At 70.2% G+C, this 17304-nt stretch carries 17 protein-coding genes; 8 read left to right on the forward strand and 9 right to left on the reverse strand.

Going from position 1 to position 17304, the window contains the following annotated elements:
* Positions 1-67: 67 nt before the first annotated feature.
* Entirely contained in the window at positions 68-1507 is a 1440-nt protein-coding gene (locus KAH28_RS07090; protein WP_290575286.1) for a dihydrolipoyl dehydrogenase, read from the reverse strand.
* A gap of 145 nt (positions 1508-1652) precedes the next feature.
* Here KAH28_RS07090 and KAH28_RS07095 point away from each other — a divergent pair, with 145 nt between their 5' ends.
* The 3 genes from KAH28_RS07095 (at position 1653) to KAH28_RS07105 (ending at position 6627) form a co-directional block, all read left to right on the forward strand.
* The gene (locus tag KAH28_RS07095) at positions 1653-2459 is read left to right on the forward strand and encodes an ion transporter (RefSeq protein ID WP_290575287.1); all 807 of its coding nucleotides are present in this window, start codon (positions 1653-1655) and stop codon (positions 2457-2459) included.
* Between the two features lie 101 nt (positions 2460-2560).
* Positions 2561-6034: a methylmalonyl-CoA mutase family protein gene (locus tag KAH28_RS07100; protein WP_290575288.1), complete on the forward strand. Its 3474-nt coding sequence runs from the start codon at positions 2561-2563 to the stop codon at positions 6032-6034.
* A gap of 53 nt (positions 6035-6087) precedes the next feature.
* Positions 6088-6627 (forward strand): DUF4334 domain-containing protein, encoded by a 540-nt coding sequence (locus KAH28_RS07105; RefSeq protein ID WP_290575289.1) that lies wholly within the window; start codon positions 6088-6090, stop codon positions 6625-6627.
* An 18-nt stretch (positions 6628-6645) separates the two neighbouring features.
* Here the strand turns inward: KAH28_RS07105 and KAH28_RS07110 are convergent, their stop codons facing one another.
* Together KAH28_RS07110 and KAH28_RS07115 are read right to left on the reverse strand one after the other, a co-directional pair.
* Positions 6646-7263: a class I SAM-dependent methyltransferase gene (locus tag KAH28_RS07110; protein ID WP_290575290.1), complete on the reverse strand. Its 618-nt coding sequence runs from the start codon at positions 7261-7263 to the stop codon at positions 6646-6648.
* Positions 7264-7267: 4 nt separating this feature from the next.
* The gene (locus tag KAH28_RS07115; RefSeq protein ID WP_290575291.1) at positions 7268-7540 is read right to left on the reverse strand and encodes a hypothetical protein; all 273 of its coding nucleotides are present in this window, start codon (positions 7538-7540) and stop codon (positions 7268-7270) included.
* A gap of 93 nt (positions 7541-7633) precedes the next feature.
* On the opposite strand from KAH28_RS07115, the gene KAH28_RS07120 reads away from it, so the two are divergent.
* Positions 7634-9139, forward strand: a complete 1506-nt coding sequence (locus KAH28_RS07120; RefSeq protein ID WP_290575292.1) for a PLP-dependent aminotransferase family protein — start codon at positions 7634-7636, stop codon at positions 9137-9139.
* Here KAH28_RS07120 and KAH28_RS07125 read toward each other — a convergent pair.
* Complete coding sequence (locus KAH28_RS07125; RefSeq protein ID WP_290575293.1) at positions 9081-9869, reverse strand: SDR family NAD(P)-dependent oxidoreductase; 789 nt, start codon at positions 9867-9869, stop codon at positions 9081-9083. The two genes, KAH28_RS07120 and KAH28_RS07125, sit on opposite strands and share 59 nt — an antisense overlap.
* An 88-nt stretch (positions 9870-9957) precedes the next feature.
* Here KAH28_RS07125 and KAH28_RS07130 point away from each other — a divergent pair, with 88 nt between their 5' ends.
* Genes KAH28_RS07130 through KAH28_RS07140 form a run of 3 tightly spaced genes read left to right on the forward strand, consistent with a single transcriptional unit; the run spans position 9958 to position 11730 of the window.
* The gene (locus KAH28_RS07130; RefSeq protein ID WP_366918142.1) at positions 9958-10506 is read left to right on the forward strand and encodes a gamma carbonic anhydrase family protein; all 549 of its coding nucleotides are present in this window, start codon (positions 9958-9960) and stop codon (positions 10504-10506) included.
* 19 nt (positions 10507-10525) lie between these two features.
* Positions 10526-10897 carry a DUF2237 domain-containing protein gene (locus KAH28_RS07135; protein ID WP_290575295.1) on the forward strand — a complete coding sequence of 124 codons (372 nt, stop codon included), beginning with the start codon at positions 10526-10528 and terminating at the stop codon, positions 10895-10897.
* 50 nt (positions 10898-10947) lie between these two features.
* A complete protein-coding gene (locus KAH28_RS07140) occupies positions 10948-11730 on the forward strand; it encodes a TIGR01458 family HAD-type hydrolase (protein ID WP_290575296.1) in 783 nt (260 codons plus the stop codon).
* Between the two features lie 33 nt (positions 11731-11763).
* Here KAH28_RS07140 and KAH28_RS07145 read toward each other — a convergent pair whose 3' ends face one another.
* The gene (locus KAH28_RS07145; protein WP_290575297.1) at positions 11764-12414 is read right to left on the reverse strand and encodes an arylesterase; all 651 of its coding nucleotides are present in this window, start codon (positions 12412-12414) and stop codon (positions 11764-11766) included.
* A 47-nt stretch (positions 12415-12461) separates the two neighbouring features.
* On the opposite strand from KAH28_RS07145, the gene KAH28_RS07150 reads away from it, so the two are divergent.
* Positions 12462-12926, forward strand: a complete 465-nt coding sequence (locus KAH28_RS07150) for a thioesterase family protein (RefSeq protein ID WP_290575298.1) — start codon at positions 12462-12464, stop codon at positions 12924-12926.
* A gap of 3 nt (positions 12927-12929) precedes the next feature.
* On the opposite strand, the gene KAH28_RS07155 is transcribed toward KAH28_RS07150, so the two are convergent.
* From KAH28_RS07155 to KAH28_RS07170, 4 genes are all read right to left on the reverse strand, one after another.
* Entirely contained in the window at positions 12930-13532 is a 603-nt protein-coding gene (locus tag KAH28_RS07155) for a hypothetical protein (RefSeq protein WP_290575299.1), read from the reverse strand.
* 75 nt (positions 13533-13607) lie between these two features.
* Positions 13608-14684 carry an aldehyde reductase gene (locus tag KAH28_RS07160; RefSeq protein WP_290575300.1) on the reverse strand — a complete coding sequence of 359 codons (1077 nt, stop codon included), beginning with the start codon at positions 14682-14684 and terminating at the stop codon, positions 13608-13610.
* Between the two features lie 60 nt (positions 14685-14744).
* Positions 14745-16334, reverse strand: coding sequence for an FAD-binding oxidoreductase (locus KAH28_RS07165; protein ID WP_290575301.1), 1590 nt, complete (start codon positions 16332-16334; stop codon positions 14745-14747).
* 27 nt (positions 16335-16361) lie between these two features.
* Positions 16362-17273: a sterol desaturase family protein gene (locus KAH28_RS07170; RefSeq protein WP_290575302.1), complete on the reverse strand. Its 912-nt coding sequence runs from the start codon at positions 17271-17273 to the stop codon at positions 16362-16364.
* Between the last annotated feature and the right edge of the window lie 31 nt (positions 17274-17304).

A 17304-nucleotide genomic window follows, 5' to 3' on the forward strand; every position in this document is an offset into this window, starting at 1 on the left:
CGATTCGGCATCGCCGCCTCCCCGGACAGGCCGCTCGCCACGACCACCCTGCGGGGTCGCGGGGACGCTAGTCACCCGGCCCGTACACGCTGCACCCGGCGACCGGTGCCGGCCCCTGCGCCAGGGCATGCGCGAGATCGCGCAAGGCCGTGCGCAGGCCTTCCTCGATGACGGGATGATAGAACGGCATGGCGATGGCTTCCTGCACCGTCATCCTGGACTGGACTGCCCAGGCCAGCAGGTGCCCCAGATGCTCGGCACGCGGACCGATCATCTCGGCGCCGAGCAGGCGGCCGCTGTCGTGCTCGCCGTAGACCCGCAGCACCCCGGCGTTCTCGCGGATCACGCGCGAGCGCCCCTGCCCGGTGAAATCGACCTGGCCGACCGCGAAACGGATGCCGCTCTCGCACATGCCGACGAAGGACATGCCGAGCGACGCCACCTGGGGTTCGCAGAACACCACCGCGAGCGGCGTGCGACGCGCGTGGGGGCGGACATCCGGCCAGCGTCCCGCGTTGTCGCCGGCGATGCGCCCCTCGTCCGCCGCTTCGTGCAGCAGCGCCTTGTCGCCGTTGACGTCGCCGGCGATGAACACGGGCTGGTCCCCGCACTGACCGGTGTGCGCGTCGTGCAGCGGAATCCCGCGACCATCGACCGCTATGCCGGCCGCCTCGAGCCCGAGGCCGTCGAGATTGGGCGGCCGGCCGGTGGCGGCCAGCACCCGCGCGAAGGTGTCCTCGTGCTCGCCGTCGTCCGCGCGCCACCGGACGCGGAAGCGGTCGCCCTCATCGGTGATCGCGAGCAGCTCGCTGCCGAGCGCGAGATCGAGCTCGCGCTCGAGCACGCCCCGCGCGCAGTCCGCCACCTCCGGGTCCGAGATCCCGGCGATCCGGCGACTGCGGCCGAAGATGCGCGTGCGCACCCCCAGCCTGTGCAGCGCCTGCCCGAGCTCCAGTCCGATGACCCCGGTACCGAACACGGCCACCGATTCCGGGAGATCGGGCCATTCGAAAATGGTGTCGTTGGTGTCCACGCGCGCCGCATCGAGCGCGCCGAGCGCACCCGGGCGCTGCGGCGTGCTGCCGGTGGCGATCACCACCCGCCCCGCCTCGATCCGGCTGCCGTCAGACAGGGCGAGCACGCCGGGAGCCTCGAAGCGTGCACGTGCGCGGATGCGGTCGGCTTCCGGAAACCCCTCGATGGCGTCGAGCACGAAGCCGACGAAGCGGTCGCGCTCGGATCGCACCCGGCGCAGGACCGCCGGGCCGTCCACGGTCACGCCGTCCACGTCGATGCCGAAGCCGCCGGCCTCGCGGGCACCGTGCGCCGCCCCGGCAGCGGCGATGAGCAGCTTCGACGGCATGCAGCCCACCCGCGCGCAGGTCGTGCCGTAGGGGCCGTCCTCGATGAGCAGCACCGAATCGCTGTGCGCGCGGGCCGCGCGGTAGGCGCCCATGCCCGATGTTCCCGCGCCGATGATGGCGACATCGCATTGCCGTACGGTCATGCCGATGATCCCTCCAGAAGATGCGCGGAAGCCTTCCGCGTGGGGCGCCGCCGCAGCCGGCCGCGGCCGCCACGCGAGCGATCGGCGCTTGACCGTCGTCGGGCGCGGGCCTAGCGTGCCGCACAAAGAGCAACAAGACCACACCATGTCGAGCCAGGATCCCAGCTTCAACGCCGTCTTCGGGCGCGAGCGGGTACGCATCGTCGACTGGGCCATGCTGGCGCTCGCCGTGCTGTCGGTGGCCGTGCTGAGCTGGGCCACCTTCGGCGACGTGTCACCCGAGACCATGCGATGGATCGTGATCGGGGACTACGTCGTCTGCGGCATCTTCCTGATCGAGTTCCTCTACCGCTGGCGCGAAGCCGGGTGGCCGGCGAACTTCCCGCTGCACCGCTGGTACGAGGTGCTGGGCATGATCCCGGTGTCGGACCCGGCACTGCGCGGACTGCGCCTGCTGCGCGTGATACGGGTGGTGATCCTGCTGTCGCGCCTCGGCCGCGCGGCCGACCGGGCGCTCGGCGATGAGTTCGTCTACCGGCTGGTGCGGCGCTTCTCCAACACCATCATCGGTGTCATCAAGCGGCCGATCACGGTGGCGGTCATCGGCGAGGTCGCGGAGGTGCTGCAGAAGGGGCACTACACGCGGAACGTGGCGCGCGCCATCGAGGGCAACCGGCAGACCCTGGTCACCACCATCCTCGAGAAGGTGGCCGACGACTCGCGCACGGGGTACCTGTCGAAGCTGCCCTTCTACCGCGATGTCGCCAGCGTCAGCGCCGACACCACGCTCAACGTGGTGCTCGAGGTGCTCAACGATCCGCGTACCGATCAGCTGGTGGCGGACATCCTGCGCGAGAACCTCGACCAGATCCGCGAGGCGATCCACCAGCGCGACGTCGCCGAGGACGCCGCCCGCCGCGGCAGCAACGCAGCCGACGACCCCGCGGGCTGACGCCGCCCCGGCGGCGCGTCTAAGCCGTTCGGCGGTGGACGGCCACGGCACCGGCAGGCATACTCACTTTTGTGAATCCGGATTCATTTTGAGTGCCCGCCATGTCCCAGAAGCAAGCCCGTACCCCTGACAGCGCCCCGCAGCAGGCGGTCGACCAGAGCCCGCTGCGCGTCGTCACCGCCGCCAGCCTCTTCGACGGCCACGACGCGGCCATCAACGTCATGCGCCGCATGATCCAGGCGCGCGGCGCGGAGGTCATCCATCTCGGGCACAACCGCTCGGTCGAGGACATCGTGCGCGCGGCCATCCAGGAGGACGCCGACGCCATCGCGCTGTCCAGCTACCAGGGCGGGCACAACGAGTTCTTCGCCTACATGGTCGAGATGCTGGAGGCCCGCGGCGCCGGGCACATCAAGGTCTTCGGCGGCGGCGGCGGCACCATCACGCCGGAGGAAGCCGATGCGCTCCACGGCAAGGGCGTGGCGCGCATCTACCACCCCAACGACGGCGCCAAGCTGGGCCTCGACGGCATGATCGACGACCTGGTCGCGCGCGCACAGGCGGCACGGGCCGCGCGCAAGTTCGAGGCGCCCGATCCGGATGCGCTCGCCAAGCGCGCCGACGACGACTTCGGCCTCGCGGCAGCGCTGTCGTCGATCGAGGATTTCGCGCTCGACGACGAGCAGCGTGGCCAGCTCCACAAGCAGTGGCAGCTCGCCGGTGGCAAGACGCCGGTGCTGGGCATCACCGGCACCGGCGGCGCCGGCAAGTCGTCGGTGGTCGACGAGCTGCTGCTCCGCTTCCTCGGCGCCTTCGAGCACAAGCGCATCGCGGTGCTGGCGGTCGACCCCACCCGCCGCAAGTCGGGCGGCGCGCTGCTCGGCGACCGCATCCGCATGAACAGCCTGCGCTCGACACGCATCTACATGCGCTCGATGGCCACGCGCCGCGCCCACGCCGCAACCACCGAGGTGCTGCAGGACGCCATCGCCTACCTGCGCGCGCAGGACTTCGATCTGGTGATCGTGGAAACGGCCGGCATCGGTCAGAGCGATTCGGAGATCGTCGATCTGGTCGACTTCCCGATGTACGTCATGACCAGCGACTACGGCGCGGCCAGCCAGCTCGAGAAGATCGACATGCTCGACTTCGCCGAGCTGATCGCGCTCAACAAGTACGACCGCCGCGGCGCCGAGGATTCGCTGCGCGACGTCCGGAAGCAGTGGAAGCGCAACCGCGTCGCCTTCTCGCTGGCCGACGACGCGGTGCCGGTCTATCCGACCATCGCCAGCCAGTTCAACGATCCGGGCGTGACCTGGATGTTCGCCAACCTCTGCCGGCTGCTGCGCGAGAAGCTCGAGCTCGATGCCGACGAGTGGACCCCGGACGTCAACACCGAACTGAAGGAACCGCGCGAGACCGTCCTGATCCCGCCCGCGCGGAACCGCTACCTGGCCGAGATCGCCGAATCCGGCCGCTCGGTCAATGCCCGCATCGAGGAACAGGTGGAAGCGGCCGATCGCGCGCAGCACTTCCACGCCGTGCTGGCGGACCTCGAGGACCCGGCGCTGCCCGCCCCGCTCGACGCCTATCCCAAGGACAGGCTGCTCGCCAGCGGCGACGACGCCGGCCTGCAGACCCTGCGGCAACGCTACCAGGACGCCCTCGACAGCCTCGATGCCGAGGCGCTGGACGCGCTGCGCAGCTGGCCGGAGCGCTACAAGGCCGTCACCGATCCCGTCAACGAATACAAGGTGCGCGACAAGACCATCAAGGTCGAGAACTACCGCGAATCGCTGTCGCACCAGCAGATCCCCAAGATCGCCGCGCCCCGGACCGGCAACTGGGGCGAGCAGCTGCGCTTCCTGATGCGCGAGAACCTGCCCGGCGCCTACCCCTACACCGCCGGGGTCTACCCGTACCGTCGCAGCGGCGAGGACCCCATCCGCATGTTCGCCGGCGAGGGCACGCCGGAGCGCACCAACCGCCGCTTCCACTACCTGTCGCAGGGCAACGACGTGGCGCGCCTGTCGACCGCCTTCGATTCGGTGACGCTGTACGGCGAGGATCCGGCCGAGCGTCCCGACATCTTCGGCAAGGTCGGCAACTCGGGCGTATCCATCGCCACGCTCGACGACATGAAGAAGCTCTACTCGGGCTTCGATCTGTGCGCACCGACGACGTCGGTGTCGATGACCATCAACGGCCCCGCGCCGATGATCCTGGCGATGTTCATGAACACCGCCATCGACCAGCAGGTCGAGAAGTACCTGCGCGAGGACCCGAAGCGCTGGGAAGCGGCCGAGAAGCGGATCGCCGAGATCTACGCGGAGCGCGCACGGCCGCAGTACTCCGGCGACCTGCCGGCGGGCAACGACGGGCTCGGGCTCGGCCTGCTCGGCGTCACCGGCGACGAGGTGGTCGACGCCGAGACCTACGCGCGCATCAAGGCCGAGGCCATGTCCACCGTGCGGGGCACCGTGCAGGCCGACATCCTCAAGGAGGACCAGGCACAGAACACCTGCATCTTCTCGACCGAGTTCGCGCTGCGCATGATGGGCGACATCCAAGCGTACTTCGTGGATCACAGGGTGCGCAACTTCTACTCGGTGAGCATCTCCGGCTACCACATCGCCGAGGCCGGCGCGAACCCCATCAGCCAGCTCGCCTTCACCCTCTCCAACGGCTTCACCATCGTCGAGTATTACCTGGCGCGCGGCATGGCCATCGACGACTTCGCGCCCAATCTGTCGTTCTTCTTCTCCAACGGCATGGACCCGGAGTATTCGGTGATCGGCCGCGTCGCACGCCGCATCTGGGCGCGGGCGATGAAGGAGCGCTACGGCGGCTCCGCGCGCAGCCAGATGCTGAAGTACCACATCCAGACCTCCGGGCGATCACTGCACGCTCAGGAGATCCAGTTCAACGACATCCGCACCACGCTGCAGGCGCTGTACGCGCTGCTCGACAACTGCAACAGCCTGCACACCAACGCCTACGACGAGGCCATCACCACGCCTACCGAGGAATCGGTGCGCCGGGCGGTCGCCATCCAGCTCATCATCAACAAGGAGCTGGGCGTCAACCAGTGCGAGAACCCCTGGCAGGGGAGCTACTTCATCGACCAGCTGACCGATCTGGTGGAAGAGGCCGTCTACCGCGAGTTCGAGGCGATCAGCGAGCGCGGTGGCGTGCTGGGGGCCATGGACACGATGTACCAGCGCGGCAAGATCCAGGACGAGTCGATGGTCTACGAGCACAAGAAGTACGACGGCTCGCTGCCGCTGGTCGGCGTCAACACCTTCCTGGCCAGGGACAGTGGCGGCGAGATCACCACCGAGATCGAGCTGATCCGTTCCAGCGAGGAGGAGAAGCGCGACCAGATCCGCAATGTCGAGGCCTTCCGGGAAGCGCGCAACGCAGTAGCCGGGGATGCTCTCGCCGCACTGCAGCAGACGGCCGCTGCGCGTCGGAACACCTTCGAGAGCCTGATCCAGGCGGTGAAGTACCACTCCCTCGGTCAGATCAGCCACGCCCTCTACGACGTCGGTGGCGAATACCGCCGCAACATGTAACATCCGTCCGGTATGGGCGCTGCGGCGCCCGCCGGATCTTCGCGGAGCACGCCATGGCATTCGACGCAGTCGCTGAACTCGGAACCGGTCGCGAATCGACCGAGGCCGCCTTCGAACTCTACGACCGCCTCGACCCGGTCGACGCGGCGTCGATGATCGGCTGCTGGCGCGGGGACGGATTCACCACCGGGCATGCCCTGGACGGCGTGCTGGAACGCTTCGGCTGGTACGGCAAGGAGTTCGTCGATGCCGACAACGTCCACCCCCTGCTCTTCCACACCGGGTCCGGCGGGATCCGCAAGCTGAACCCTGCCCTGATGCCGCTGGCCCTGGGCCTGCGCTTCCCGCAGCTCAACAACGATGTCTCGGCGAAGCTGTTCCGCGCCACGCAGGGCCTTCTCGCCACCAGCACGTCGAAGGCGCGCCTGCGCATGACCGAGTACCGCGGCAAGGTCAGCGCCACCATGTGCTACGACCAGCGCCCCATCCACGACGTCTTCCGCAGGGTGGACGACGACACCGTGCTCGGCGCCATGGACATGAAGGGCATGGATCAGACCCTGTTCTTCCTGCTGCGCCGCGACCGCTACTGACCGGCAGGCCGCGCCACGTCAGGCGGCGCGGGCACTCCCGGTGCGCACGTACGTCCAGGGCTTCGGCCCCTTCAGATAGCGCGCGTCCATGTCGCGCACGGCGAATCCGCCCTCGGCGATGAGCCCGGGAATGTCGCGATCGAGCTGGCAGCCGCCGGCCATTCGGCTCCACGCCGGCGTCAGTCGGTGCTGCCAGCGCTGAACCGAGGCATCCGGCGCCAGGCCGTGCTCGCTGAACAGCAGGTCGCCACCGGGCCGCAGCACCCGTCGCATTTCGTTGAGGGCGGCCACCGGGTCGGGAATGGTGCACAGCGAGAAGGTGCACACGACCGTGTCGAAACTGTCGTCGTCGGCGGGAATGCCCTCGGCGGAGACCGAGATCAGTTCCACCGCCATGCCGGCCGCCCGGGCCCGCTTGCGCGCCTTGCCGTTCATCTGCTCGGCCGGATCGAGGCCGACCAGCGCTTCGACTGCCTGCGGCTGATAGAACGGAAAGTTGCGGCCGGTGCCGATGCCGATCTCCAGCACCCGTCCCCGCGCGCGCGGGATGAGCGCGGCGCGCTGGCGCTGGATCGCCTTCATGCCGCAGCAGCCGTCGAGCAGCGCCGGAAGGATGTATCGGTCATAGGGGTTCATGCGATCACTCCGAGCGTATCGAGCGCGCGGCCGGGCCATAAGGCGCGGAGCTGCACGGCTGCGCGGTGTGGAAGTATGACACCGCGCCACGCCGGCATCCGGCCACCGACAGGGCCGAAACGGCCAGCGCCAGCAGCACCGCGCCAGCCAGTGCGACCAGCACGGTGATGACCGTGTCGCGCGCGGGCGCGCGCAGTGCACCCGCCTGTCGCCCGCGCACACCGCGCGGGAGGACGATCGAGCGAAGGGACGGCAGGCGTGGAAGTGCCTGGATCATGGCGGACTCTCCGATGCGTGCGCCTTTCCATCGACGAAAGGCGGGCGTAGTCTCCCGGAGCGGCCCGAACCGGAACAGATACAGATTCGCCGAATGCCACCGGAACAGTTCGACGGCGCCACCCGCTTCGCGGCCATCGCGCGCCGCATTGCGGCCGCCATCGATGACGGCGCCATCGCCGCCGGCGAGCGACTGCCGTCGGTGCGGCGTCTCAGCCGCCAGGAGGGTGTCAGCATGACGACGGCGCTGGCGGCCATGCGCCTGCTGGAGTCGCACGGCTACGTGACGGTGCGCCCGCAGTCGGGACACTTCGCGCGCCACCCCGCCCGACTGCCGGCACCGGCGCGTTCCGAACCGCCGCAGCACGATCGCATACCGGCGATCGAGGGCCTGATCGGCGACATCCTGTCCCGCTCAGTACGAGGTCGGGGCTTCAGCTTCGGCGAGGCGGTGCCGGCACCGACGCTCCTGCCACTCCGCGCCATCGCCCGGCGCATCGGCCGTCTGGCGCACAGCGAGGGAGAAACGCTGCTGGGCGGCCTCTCCGGGCAGGGGCTCGCGGAGCTGCGCGCCGCGATCGCCGGGCGCATGGCGCACGCGGGCTGCACCGTGCACCCGGACGCGATCACCATCACCGGCGGCGCTGCCGATGCGGTGGCGCTGGCGCTGCGCGCCGTCACCTCGCCCGGCGATCTCGTTGCGCTCGAATCGCCGACCTACTACGGCCTGCTGATGACCGCGGCAAGCTGCGGCTTGCGTATCCGGGAGCTGCCCACCGATCCGACCGAAGGGCTGGACCCAAACGCCTTCGCGGCGATGTGCGCGAGCGCACCGCCGCGCGCCCTGGTGCTGTCGGCCAATGTCCAGAATCCGACGGGGGCGTGCATGCGCGAGAGCCGCAAGCGCGAACTGGTCGCGCTCGCCGCGCGATACGGCGTCACCATCATCGAGGACGATGTCTTCGGCGAGTATGCCCGCCACGCCGGCGCCGGACTGCGCGCGCTGAAGGCCCATGACCAGACCGGAACGGTGATCTACTGCAGCTCCTTCTCGAAGGTGCTCGCGCCCGGTCTGCGGGTCGGCTGGATCATCGCCGGCCCCCATCACGACGCCGTGCTGCGCGACCGCATCGCACAGTCATGGGGCGCTCCACTGCTCAACCAGAAGGCGCTGGCACTCAGCCTGCGCGAAGCCAGCTACGAGCAGCACATGCGCCGCATGGTGCACACCCTCGGCGATACCCGGGCGCGCGCGCTCGACCTGATCGCCCGTCGCTTTCCCGCCGGCACCCGGATTGCACCCGGCGTGCACGGATTCCTGCTGTGGCTGCAGCTGCCCGACGCGCTCGACGGATACGCCTTCTACCAGCGCGCGATGGCCCGTGACATCGTCGTCATGCCCGGATTCGCCTTCTCGGCCACGGGCGGCTTCCGGGACTGCATCCGGCTCAGCCTGGGGCATCCATGGTCCTCCGCGATGGCCGACGCGCTCGCGGCCCTGGGCGACCTGGCGGACCGCATGCTCGCCGAGAACGCCCGCCTCACTGCATCCGGGCACGGCGCAGCAGACGCGCGAAAAGGCCCGGCGCCCAGCGCTTGAGATGGACATAGGCGCGCTCGCGCCCCATCAGCACTTCGTAGCGATCGCGTTCGACGGCGCACAGTATGCGCTCGGCACACGCGGCGGCGGGCATGCCGCCGGCGGTGCCCGCTTCCATGCGCGCGTTGGGACGGCCGTCGCCGGTCAGCGCGTTGACCGATACCTGGGTCTGCACGAAGCCCGGACAGGCCATGGTGAAGCGCACGCCCTCGTCCCAGTACTCGGCCGCGGCCGCATCGAAGAATCCGTGCAGCGCGTGCTTGGCGGCCGCGTAGCCACTGCGCAGCGGCGAGCTGATGTGGCCGACCACGCTGCTGACGGTCGCGATGTGCCCCCCGCCCCGCGCCACCATCCCGGGCAGCACGGCCCGGCTCAGCGCCACCACCGCGAAGAAGTCCAGCTCCATGAGATGCCGATAGGTCGCCATGTCGGTATCGCGCACCAGGCTGCGCTGCGAGACGCCCGCATTGTTGATCAGGATGTCGACGGGGCCGAGCAGATCCTCGGCCTGCCGGCGGACAGCCTCGGCATCGAAGGCCAGCAGATCGACCGGCAGGACCGCGCACTCGGCGTGCTCGCCGCAGCCGGCGGCCACGCGCGCGAGCTCGTCCTCGCGCCGCGCCGACAGCACGAGGCGCGCGCCCCGTCTGGCGGCCGCGAGCGCGAGCGCTTCGCCGATGCCACCCGATGCGCCCGTCACCCATACCGTCCTGCCGGCAAGAGCGGTCATGTCGCGTCTCCTCGTGCACCCGGCGCCATGATGCCGCAGCAGCCGCGCTTGAGGCGCCGCCGGCGTGCCGGCATAGTGCGCCCTCGACATGGGAAGGAGACCGGTCTTGCTCTACAGCATCGACGAGATCGCGCCGCAGTGCCCCGAAGAGGGCGTATTCGTCGCCGAGAATGCGGCCGTGATCGGGGATGTGCGCCTCGCCGCCGGCGCGAGCGTCTGGTTCGGCTGCACCCTGCGGGGCGATGCGGACACGCTCAGCATCGGCCAGAACAGCAACATCCAGGATGGCAGCGTCCTGCACGCGGATCCCGGTTTCCCGCTGCACGTGGGACGCGACGTCACCGTGGGTCACATGGTCATGCTGCACGGCTGCACGATCGGCGACAACACACTGATCGGCATCGGCGCGGTGATCCTCAACGGCGCCCGGATCGGCCGCAACTGCATCATCGGGGCGCGCGCGCTCATCACCGAGGGCAAGGAGATCCCGGACAACTCGCTGGTCATGGGAGCACCCGGCAAGGTGGTACGCGAAACCACCGAACAGGACCGCGGCAACATCGCCGCTTCCGCGGCGCACTACGCCCAGAACGGTCGCCGCTACCTCGCGGGCCTGCGCGCGATCGCGCCCCGCTGATCGACCCGGAGCACTGCCCATGAGTCAGAGATCCCGGCACAACGTGCTGGGCAGCCCCCTCGCCGAGTGCTGCCGCAATCCGGTGACCGGCGCCTACCGCGACGGAAGCTGCCGCACCGGACCGGGCGATCCGGGCCTGCACACGGTGTGCGCGATCCTCACCGAGGAGTTCCTCGCCTATACGCGCGAACGCGGCAATGACCTCGCCACACCGCGCCCCGAGTTCGACTTCCCCGGCCTCGCCGCCGGTGACCGCTGGTGTCTGTGCGCCGCGCGCTGGGCCGAGGCCGAGGCCGCCGGCGTCGCGCCACCGGTGGTGCTGGAAGCGTGCAGCATCGAGACGCTGACGGTCATCGACATCGACACGCTTCGCCGGCACGCGCTGCAGTAGCGCGCTGGTACGTTTCCTGCGTCAACGCGGGCATGAAGCCCGACGATTCCGTGCAAGGCGTCCTCCTGGATATCGACGGCGTGCTGCACGTCGACGACGCGCCCCTGCCGGGTGCCGGGCGAACGCTGGAGCAGCTGCACGACGCCGGGCTGCCCGTCCGCTTCGTCACCAACACCAGCACCCGCACCGCCGCGCAGCTCGGTGAGCGCCTGCGCGCGATGGGGCTGGATATCCCGGACCGTGCCATCTTCAGCGCCGTGTCCGCGGCGCGCCGTTACCTCGAGACGCGCGGCGCGCGCCGGGTGCTGTTCGCGGTCGCGGATGCCATCCGGCCCGAGTTCAGCGCCTTCGGCGCAGCGGACGGAGACGATGCCGACTGCGTGCTCATCGGCGACATCGGCGAGCGTTGGAATCACGCCCTCCTCGAGCGCCTGTTCCGGGCACTGATGGCCGGCGCGGAACTGGTGGCGCTGCACCGCAACCGGTACTGGCAGACCCATGACGGACTGCGCCTGGACATCGGCGCCTATGTCGCCGCGCTGGAAGCGGCGACCGGGCGCGCGGCCACGGTGGTCGGCAAGCCCGATGCCGCCTTCTTCGCGCTCGCCGCGGGTGACATGGGCGTCGACCCCGCGCACGTGATCGTGGTCGGCGATGACATCGAGAGCGATATCGGCGGCGCGCAGGGTGCCGGCATGCACGGCGTACTGGTCCGCACCGGCAAGTACCGCGACACGCTGGTCGCGCGCTCGGAGGTGCGGCCCGACGCGATCATCGACAGCATCGCCGCCCTGCCGGGCTGGCTGGGCCTCGCGAACGATCGCGCGCGATAGCCCGGCCCGGCAGTGGCACCGACCGGCGTCTGCCTACACCGCTCCGGCGGCACGCAGCAGATCGGCGAGCGCCTCCGCGATGCGCCGATAGCCGCGCGCATTAGGGTGGATGCGATCCGACTTGAGCCCGTCCTGGGCGAGCACCTCCGCGAGGATGTCGTTCTCCAGCGGCAGGTCGTGGTCGTCGGCGATCACACCGTAGATCGGCTCGGGCTGCAGCGAGAAGCCCTGCAGGGCGGGCACCGCGATGAGCACGACCGGGATATCGCGGCGCTGGACGGTATCGATCATGGCCCGCAGGTTGGCGTCCATCGCGCTCCGGCTCTGGCGCCGGAGCATGTCGTTGCCGCCGAGGCACAGGAGCACGAGCGCCGGGCGCACCGCCTCCAGCGTGCGCGGCAGCCGGGCCAGCCCCTCGCCGGTGGTCTCGCCGGGGATGCCGGCGTTGACCACCTCGCGGCCGATCAGGCTCGCGAGCTGGGCCGGATAGGCCTCGTCCCGGTCGGCGCCGGTGCCGTAGGTGAGGCTGTCGCCGAACGCGAGCACGGTCGCATCCGGTGCCAGGGGCGGGAGATCGGGGCCGTCGTATCCGCCGCCGCTGCCGCAGCCCGCGAGCAGGCCGAGCAGCAGCGCCGGCACCGCGCGCCGGCATCCTGCAGCCATCTGACGCAGAATGATGTTCATGCCTGTGATCATCCCCCACGGCAACGTGCCGTGCACGCATCCATCCGATGACCGGCGCCGACGCTGACCCCTTCCGGTGCCTGCTGCGCGTCCGCTACGCCGAGTGCGACGCGCAGGGCGTGGTCTTCAACCCCCGCTACGGCGAGTACGTCGAGGTGGCGGTCACCGAGTTCGTGCGCGCGCTCGGCTTCGGGGACGACTTCGTCGCCGGCCGGCTGGACTACCAGCTGGTGCGCCAGACCATCGAGTGGCGGGCACCGGCGCGCTTCGACGATGTCATCGCCGCCGCCGTGCGCGCGGCGCACATCGGCAACACCTCGTTCCGGCTCGGCGTGGACTTCGCCCGCGCCGACGACGGGGCGGCCCTGGCCAGCGCGGAAACCGTCTACGTGGTGGTCGATTCGGCCCTGCGCAAGCGCGCCGTGCCGGACGCCTTCCGCGCAGCGCTGGAGACCGGCGCGCCGGGCATCGAGACCGATCTCGCCGCCTGGCGCCGAGCGGCCGGCGGCTGAGCCTCAGGCCGCGCCGACGCGCAGGCCGCGGCAGTGATAGACGCCGCCGGGCGGCAGGTTGGCCCAGGCCGGCTCGAAGCTGACCTCCTCGAAGAAGCCGCGGTAGAAGCGCTGGAACACCCACGGCATCACCGTGATCTGCGATACCCAGGGTCGACCCGGCATCGACGACAGATCGCGGTAGATGCGGTCGCGCACCGGGGCCGGCAGGCTCGGCGTGGGCAGCCCGTTGAGCACGACGTCGACAGCGGTGATCCCGCGCGCATCCAGAACGCCCGCGAAATCCTCGGCGGAGCCGCACACCCCCTCGGCTCCCGGAACCGAGGCATCGAGCATCCGGGCGAAGTCCGGATCCTGCTCGATCGCGATCAGGCGGCTGTCCGGGTGCATGCGTGCGGCGGCGGCCCGGGTGACCGCGCCGGTGCCGGCGCCCAGCTCGACGATGACCTGCGGCCGCTCGCCGTCGATGCGTCCGCAGCTGGCGACTGCCAGTGCCCGTCCCGAAGGCGTCAGCGCCGCCACCGAGCGACCGTGCCGCAACCACTTGCGGAAATGCAGCCAGCCTTCGCCGCGCGCTCGCGCGGCAGTGGGATCCTTCGCGCGCATGACGCGTCTACCTGTTCGTGAAAGCCCGGTTGCAAGCCTGTCACGCCGGCATGACGCGCGTGTTGCAGGAGCCGGCTAGGCAGCCGCCCTGCGATCGCGGCTCAGCAGACCGTCGCGCACGGCCTGCTCGAAGTGCTCGGCGATGGTCTTTTCGGGCTCGCGGTAGCGGATCCCCAGCGCCTTGCTGCGGCCGCTGTCGAAGCGCAGCGGGATGCCGACGTTGCGGGTGACGAAGCGGCGCGTCACCGGCCCCTTCAGCGGACCGACCAGCCACACCAGCGACTTGGGCAGCTCGCGGCGCGGGAAGCGGTAGCGGTCACCGAAACGCGAGCGCAGGTTGGTCGCCATCTGCAGCATCGTGCGGGTGCCGGCACAGAGAATGTAGCGCCCTTCCGCATCCGGCCGGGATCCGGCCAGCAGGTGTGCCTGGGCGACGTCGCGCACATCGACCACGCCCATGCTCAGGCGCGGCACGCCGTCGCGCAGCCGGCCGTCGCCGAGCTGCACCAGCGTGTCGATGCTGCCCGACTGGCTGCTGGCCGTGAGGGACGGGCCGAACACCATCGCCGGGTTGATCGCGACCAGGTCCCAGCGGTCCTGTCGGGCGCAGATGTCCCAGGCGACGCGCTCGGCCGCGGCCTTGGAGTACTGGTAGGGGTTGTGGCGCACGCTGCTGCTGGCATTCCACTGCGCCTCGGTGAACACGCCCGCCGGCGTGTCGCGGATGTCGATGTTGTCGCCGAACACCGCCGCGACGCTGCTGGTGAGCACCACGCGACGCACGGACGGGGTCCGGTCCACCGCTGCCAGCACGTTGCGCGTGCCTTCCACGGCCGGCCGCACCAGCGCGGACTCGGCGTCCCGGTAGCCGCTCAGCACGAACGGCGACGCGGTGTGCATGACCAGCTGACAGCCCGCCACGGCGGCGTCGAAGCTGCCCGGCGTGTTGAGGTCGGCGGCGAAGAGATGGAGGGTGCCCGGCGTCTCGGCGGCGATGCGCTCGAGATGCGCCACCGCCGACGGCTTGGCCGGATTGCGGACGGTGGCGTGCACGGTATGCCCGGCCTCGAGCAGATAGCGCACGATCCATCCGGCGATGTATCCGGACGCACCGGTGACGCAGACGGGAGCCTCGGTATCGATCTCGGTCATGGCACTGCGCTCGCGCAGGAATTTGTGCAGTGCAATATTAAACCCCGGTGCGCGGCGCTGTCAGGGCGCCGGCAGCAATCCCGGGTTCATGCGCCCCGCCGAATCCAGCCGGGCGCGGGCGCCGTGCAGCGCATCGATGAAGGCCTCGGGCAGCTCGGCGCGGGCATAGCCCCGGTGCAGGCGGCCCATGGCGTGGTGGTGCGATGCGGTTCCGCCGTGCGCGATGACCGCCTCGGCGGCGGCGTCCCGCACCGCCTGCCACTGCGACTTGAGCGCCGCGCGCTCGCCGGCGGCGAAGAACCCGAAGTACAGGCAGCAGCCGTCCGGGTAGGCGTGCGTCACGCGGCAGGTCACCGCCCCGCCCCCGCACTCGCGGCCCAGCGCATCCAGCACGGCCTGCCGGATGCCGTGGTAGGCCATCGGCACCGGTGACCAGGTGACGGCGGTCTCGAAGGTGTCGAGCAGTGCGCCGTGGTCGAGCATGGCGTCGCGCAGGTAGGGCTGCCGGAAGAAGGTGTTCTTCCAGTCACCGGTCGCTTCGTCGCCGTCGCGCGCTTCGGCGGCTCCGCCGTGCTGCGCGGCGATATCGCACGCAGCCGCCATCAGCGGCGCCACCGGCGCCCCAGCCGACTCGAAGGCCAGCACCATGAGGGCGCCGCGCGCGCTGCGGCCGGCCATCATGCGCGACACCATGTGCTCGTAGGGGTCGAGAATGCGCAGCTGGGTCGGATACAGCCCTGCCTGCAGCATGGTGCGCGCGGCCTCCAGGGCGTCCTCGAAGCGCTCGAAGGCGATGCCGCAGCCGTCGCGCGCCGTCGGCGTCCGCACGCAGCGCAGCCACGCCGACGTGATGATGCCGAGGGTCCCTTCGGAACCGCACCACAGACGATTCGGGTCGACCCCGACGCTGCCGGCGGGAAGGCGTCGGGTCTCGGCGACACGCCCGTCCGGCAGCACCATGCGCAGTGCCTGCACGCGGTCCTCGATCTTGGCGTGCTGGGTGGAGAAGTGCCCGGCGCCGCGCGTCGCCACCCAGCCGCCCAGCGAGGAGTGGAAGTAAGACTGCGGGAAGTGGCGCACCGCGAGCCCTTCCGCCTTCACCGCAGTCTCCAGATCGGGCCCGAGGATGCCGGCGCCGGCGTGCACGCTGGCGGCGCGGGCATCGATGTCGTGCACGGCGTTCATCGCCTGCAGGGACAGCGTGACGACGCCGGGAAAGGCGTCGGTTCCTTCGGGCGTCACGCCGCCGACCACGCTGGAACCGCCGCCGAAGGGGATCACGGCCAGGTTCCGGCTGTCGCACCAGTCGAGCACCGCCAGCAGTTCGCCTTCGTCGCGCGGCGTCGCCACCGCGTCGGGGACGTTCCCGAGGTGCTCGCCGCGCAGATCGACGAGATCGGGGAAGCTGCGGCCGCGCGCATGCAGCACGCGCGCGGCGTGGTCGTCGCTGACCGTGTCCGCCAGCGATGTCGGCACCGCGACGCGGGTGCGCGGAAGCGCGATGTCCGCGGCCGGCGGGGCCGGCGCCGCATCGGGGAGCGCGCCCCCGAACAGCGCGCCGGCCATCGGCACCAGCGCCTTGCGTTCGCGCGCATCCAGCGCGTCCTCGACATAGCCCCAGCCGGTGGGGTTGCGCGTCTTCGTTGTCATGGTCTCCCCGCCCGTGCCGCGGCAGCGTCAGGATGCCGCAGGGCGGGATGCGGTGTCATCGGCGGGGCGCACGTACTCGGGCGGCTTCCAGAGGTGCTTGAGACGCTGCGTCAGCGGCCCGGGGCGCAGCACGTCGCGCCACATGTCGCGGAACTCGTGGAAGTTCAGCGTCAGGATGTTGTGGCTGCGGATCTGGCGCGGAATGCCGTAGACGACCTTCTCGTCCTCGGGCTCGAAGCTGCCGAACCAGCGGTCGAAGCAGATCAGCACGCCGCCGAAGTTGCGGTCGATGTACTGCGGATTCTTGCCGTGATGCACGCGGTGATGGCTGGGCGTGTTGAACCAGTACTCGATCCAGGGGTGCAGCTTGCCGACCGCCTCGGTGTGCACGAAGTACTGGTAGGTCAGGTTGACGCCGTAGAGGAAGAACACCACCGCCGGATGCACGCCCAGCAGCACCAGCGGCATGAAGAACAGCCACCAGCCGGTGATCGAGTACAGCAGGCTCTGGCGCATGGCGGTGGTCATGTTCATACGCTCGCTGGAGTGATGCACGACGTGCGCGCTCCAGAACCACCGGATGCGATGGCTGCCGCGATGGAACCAGTAGTAGCAGAACTCCACGCCGATGAAGATGGGCAGGATGGTCCAGGCATCCACCGGAATGTCGAACAGCCGGAACTGGTAGAGCCAGACCACGGCCGCGCCGGTCACCAGCAGATGCGCGATGCTCTCGAAGATCTGGTAGCTGCCGCCCAGGCCGAGATTGGTGAGGATGTCGCGCCACTCGAAGGACTCGGTCCGTCCGCGCGCGCGCATCGCCGCGTACTCGATGCCGAATGCCGCCAGGAACAGCGGCACCATCACGGTGAGCAGCACCTGCTTCCAGTCGACGTGCGGTCCCAGGAGGGCGTGCACCTGATCGATGATGGCTTCCATGCGTGGGGTCTCCTCGCTATCACGCTTCGTC

The organism is Algiphilus sp., assembly GCF_023145115.1.
In the GTDB taxonomy this organism is placed as follows: domain Bacteria; phylum Pseudomonadota; class Gammaproteobacteria; order Nevskiales; family Nevskiaceae; genus Algiphilus.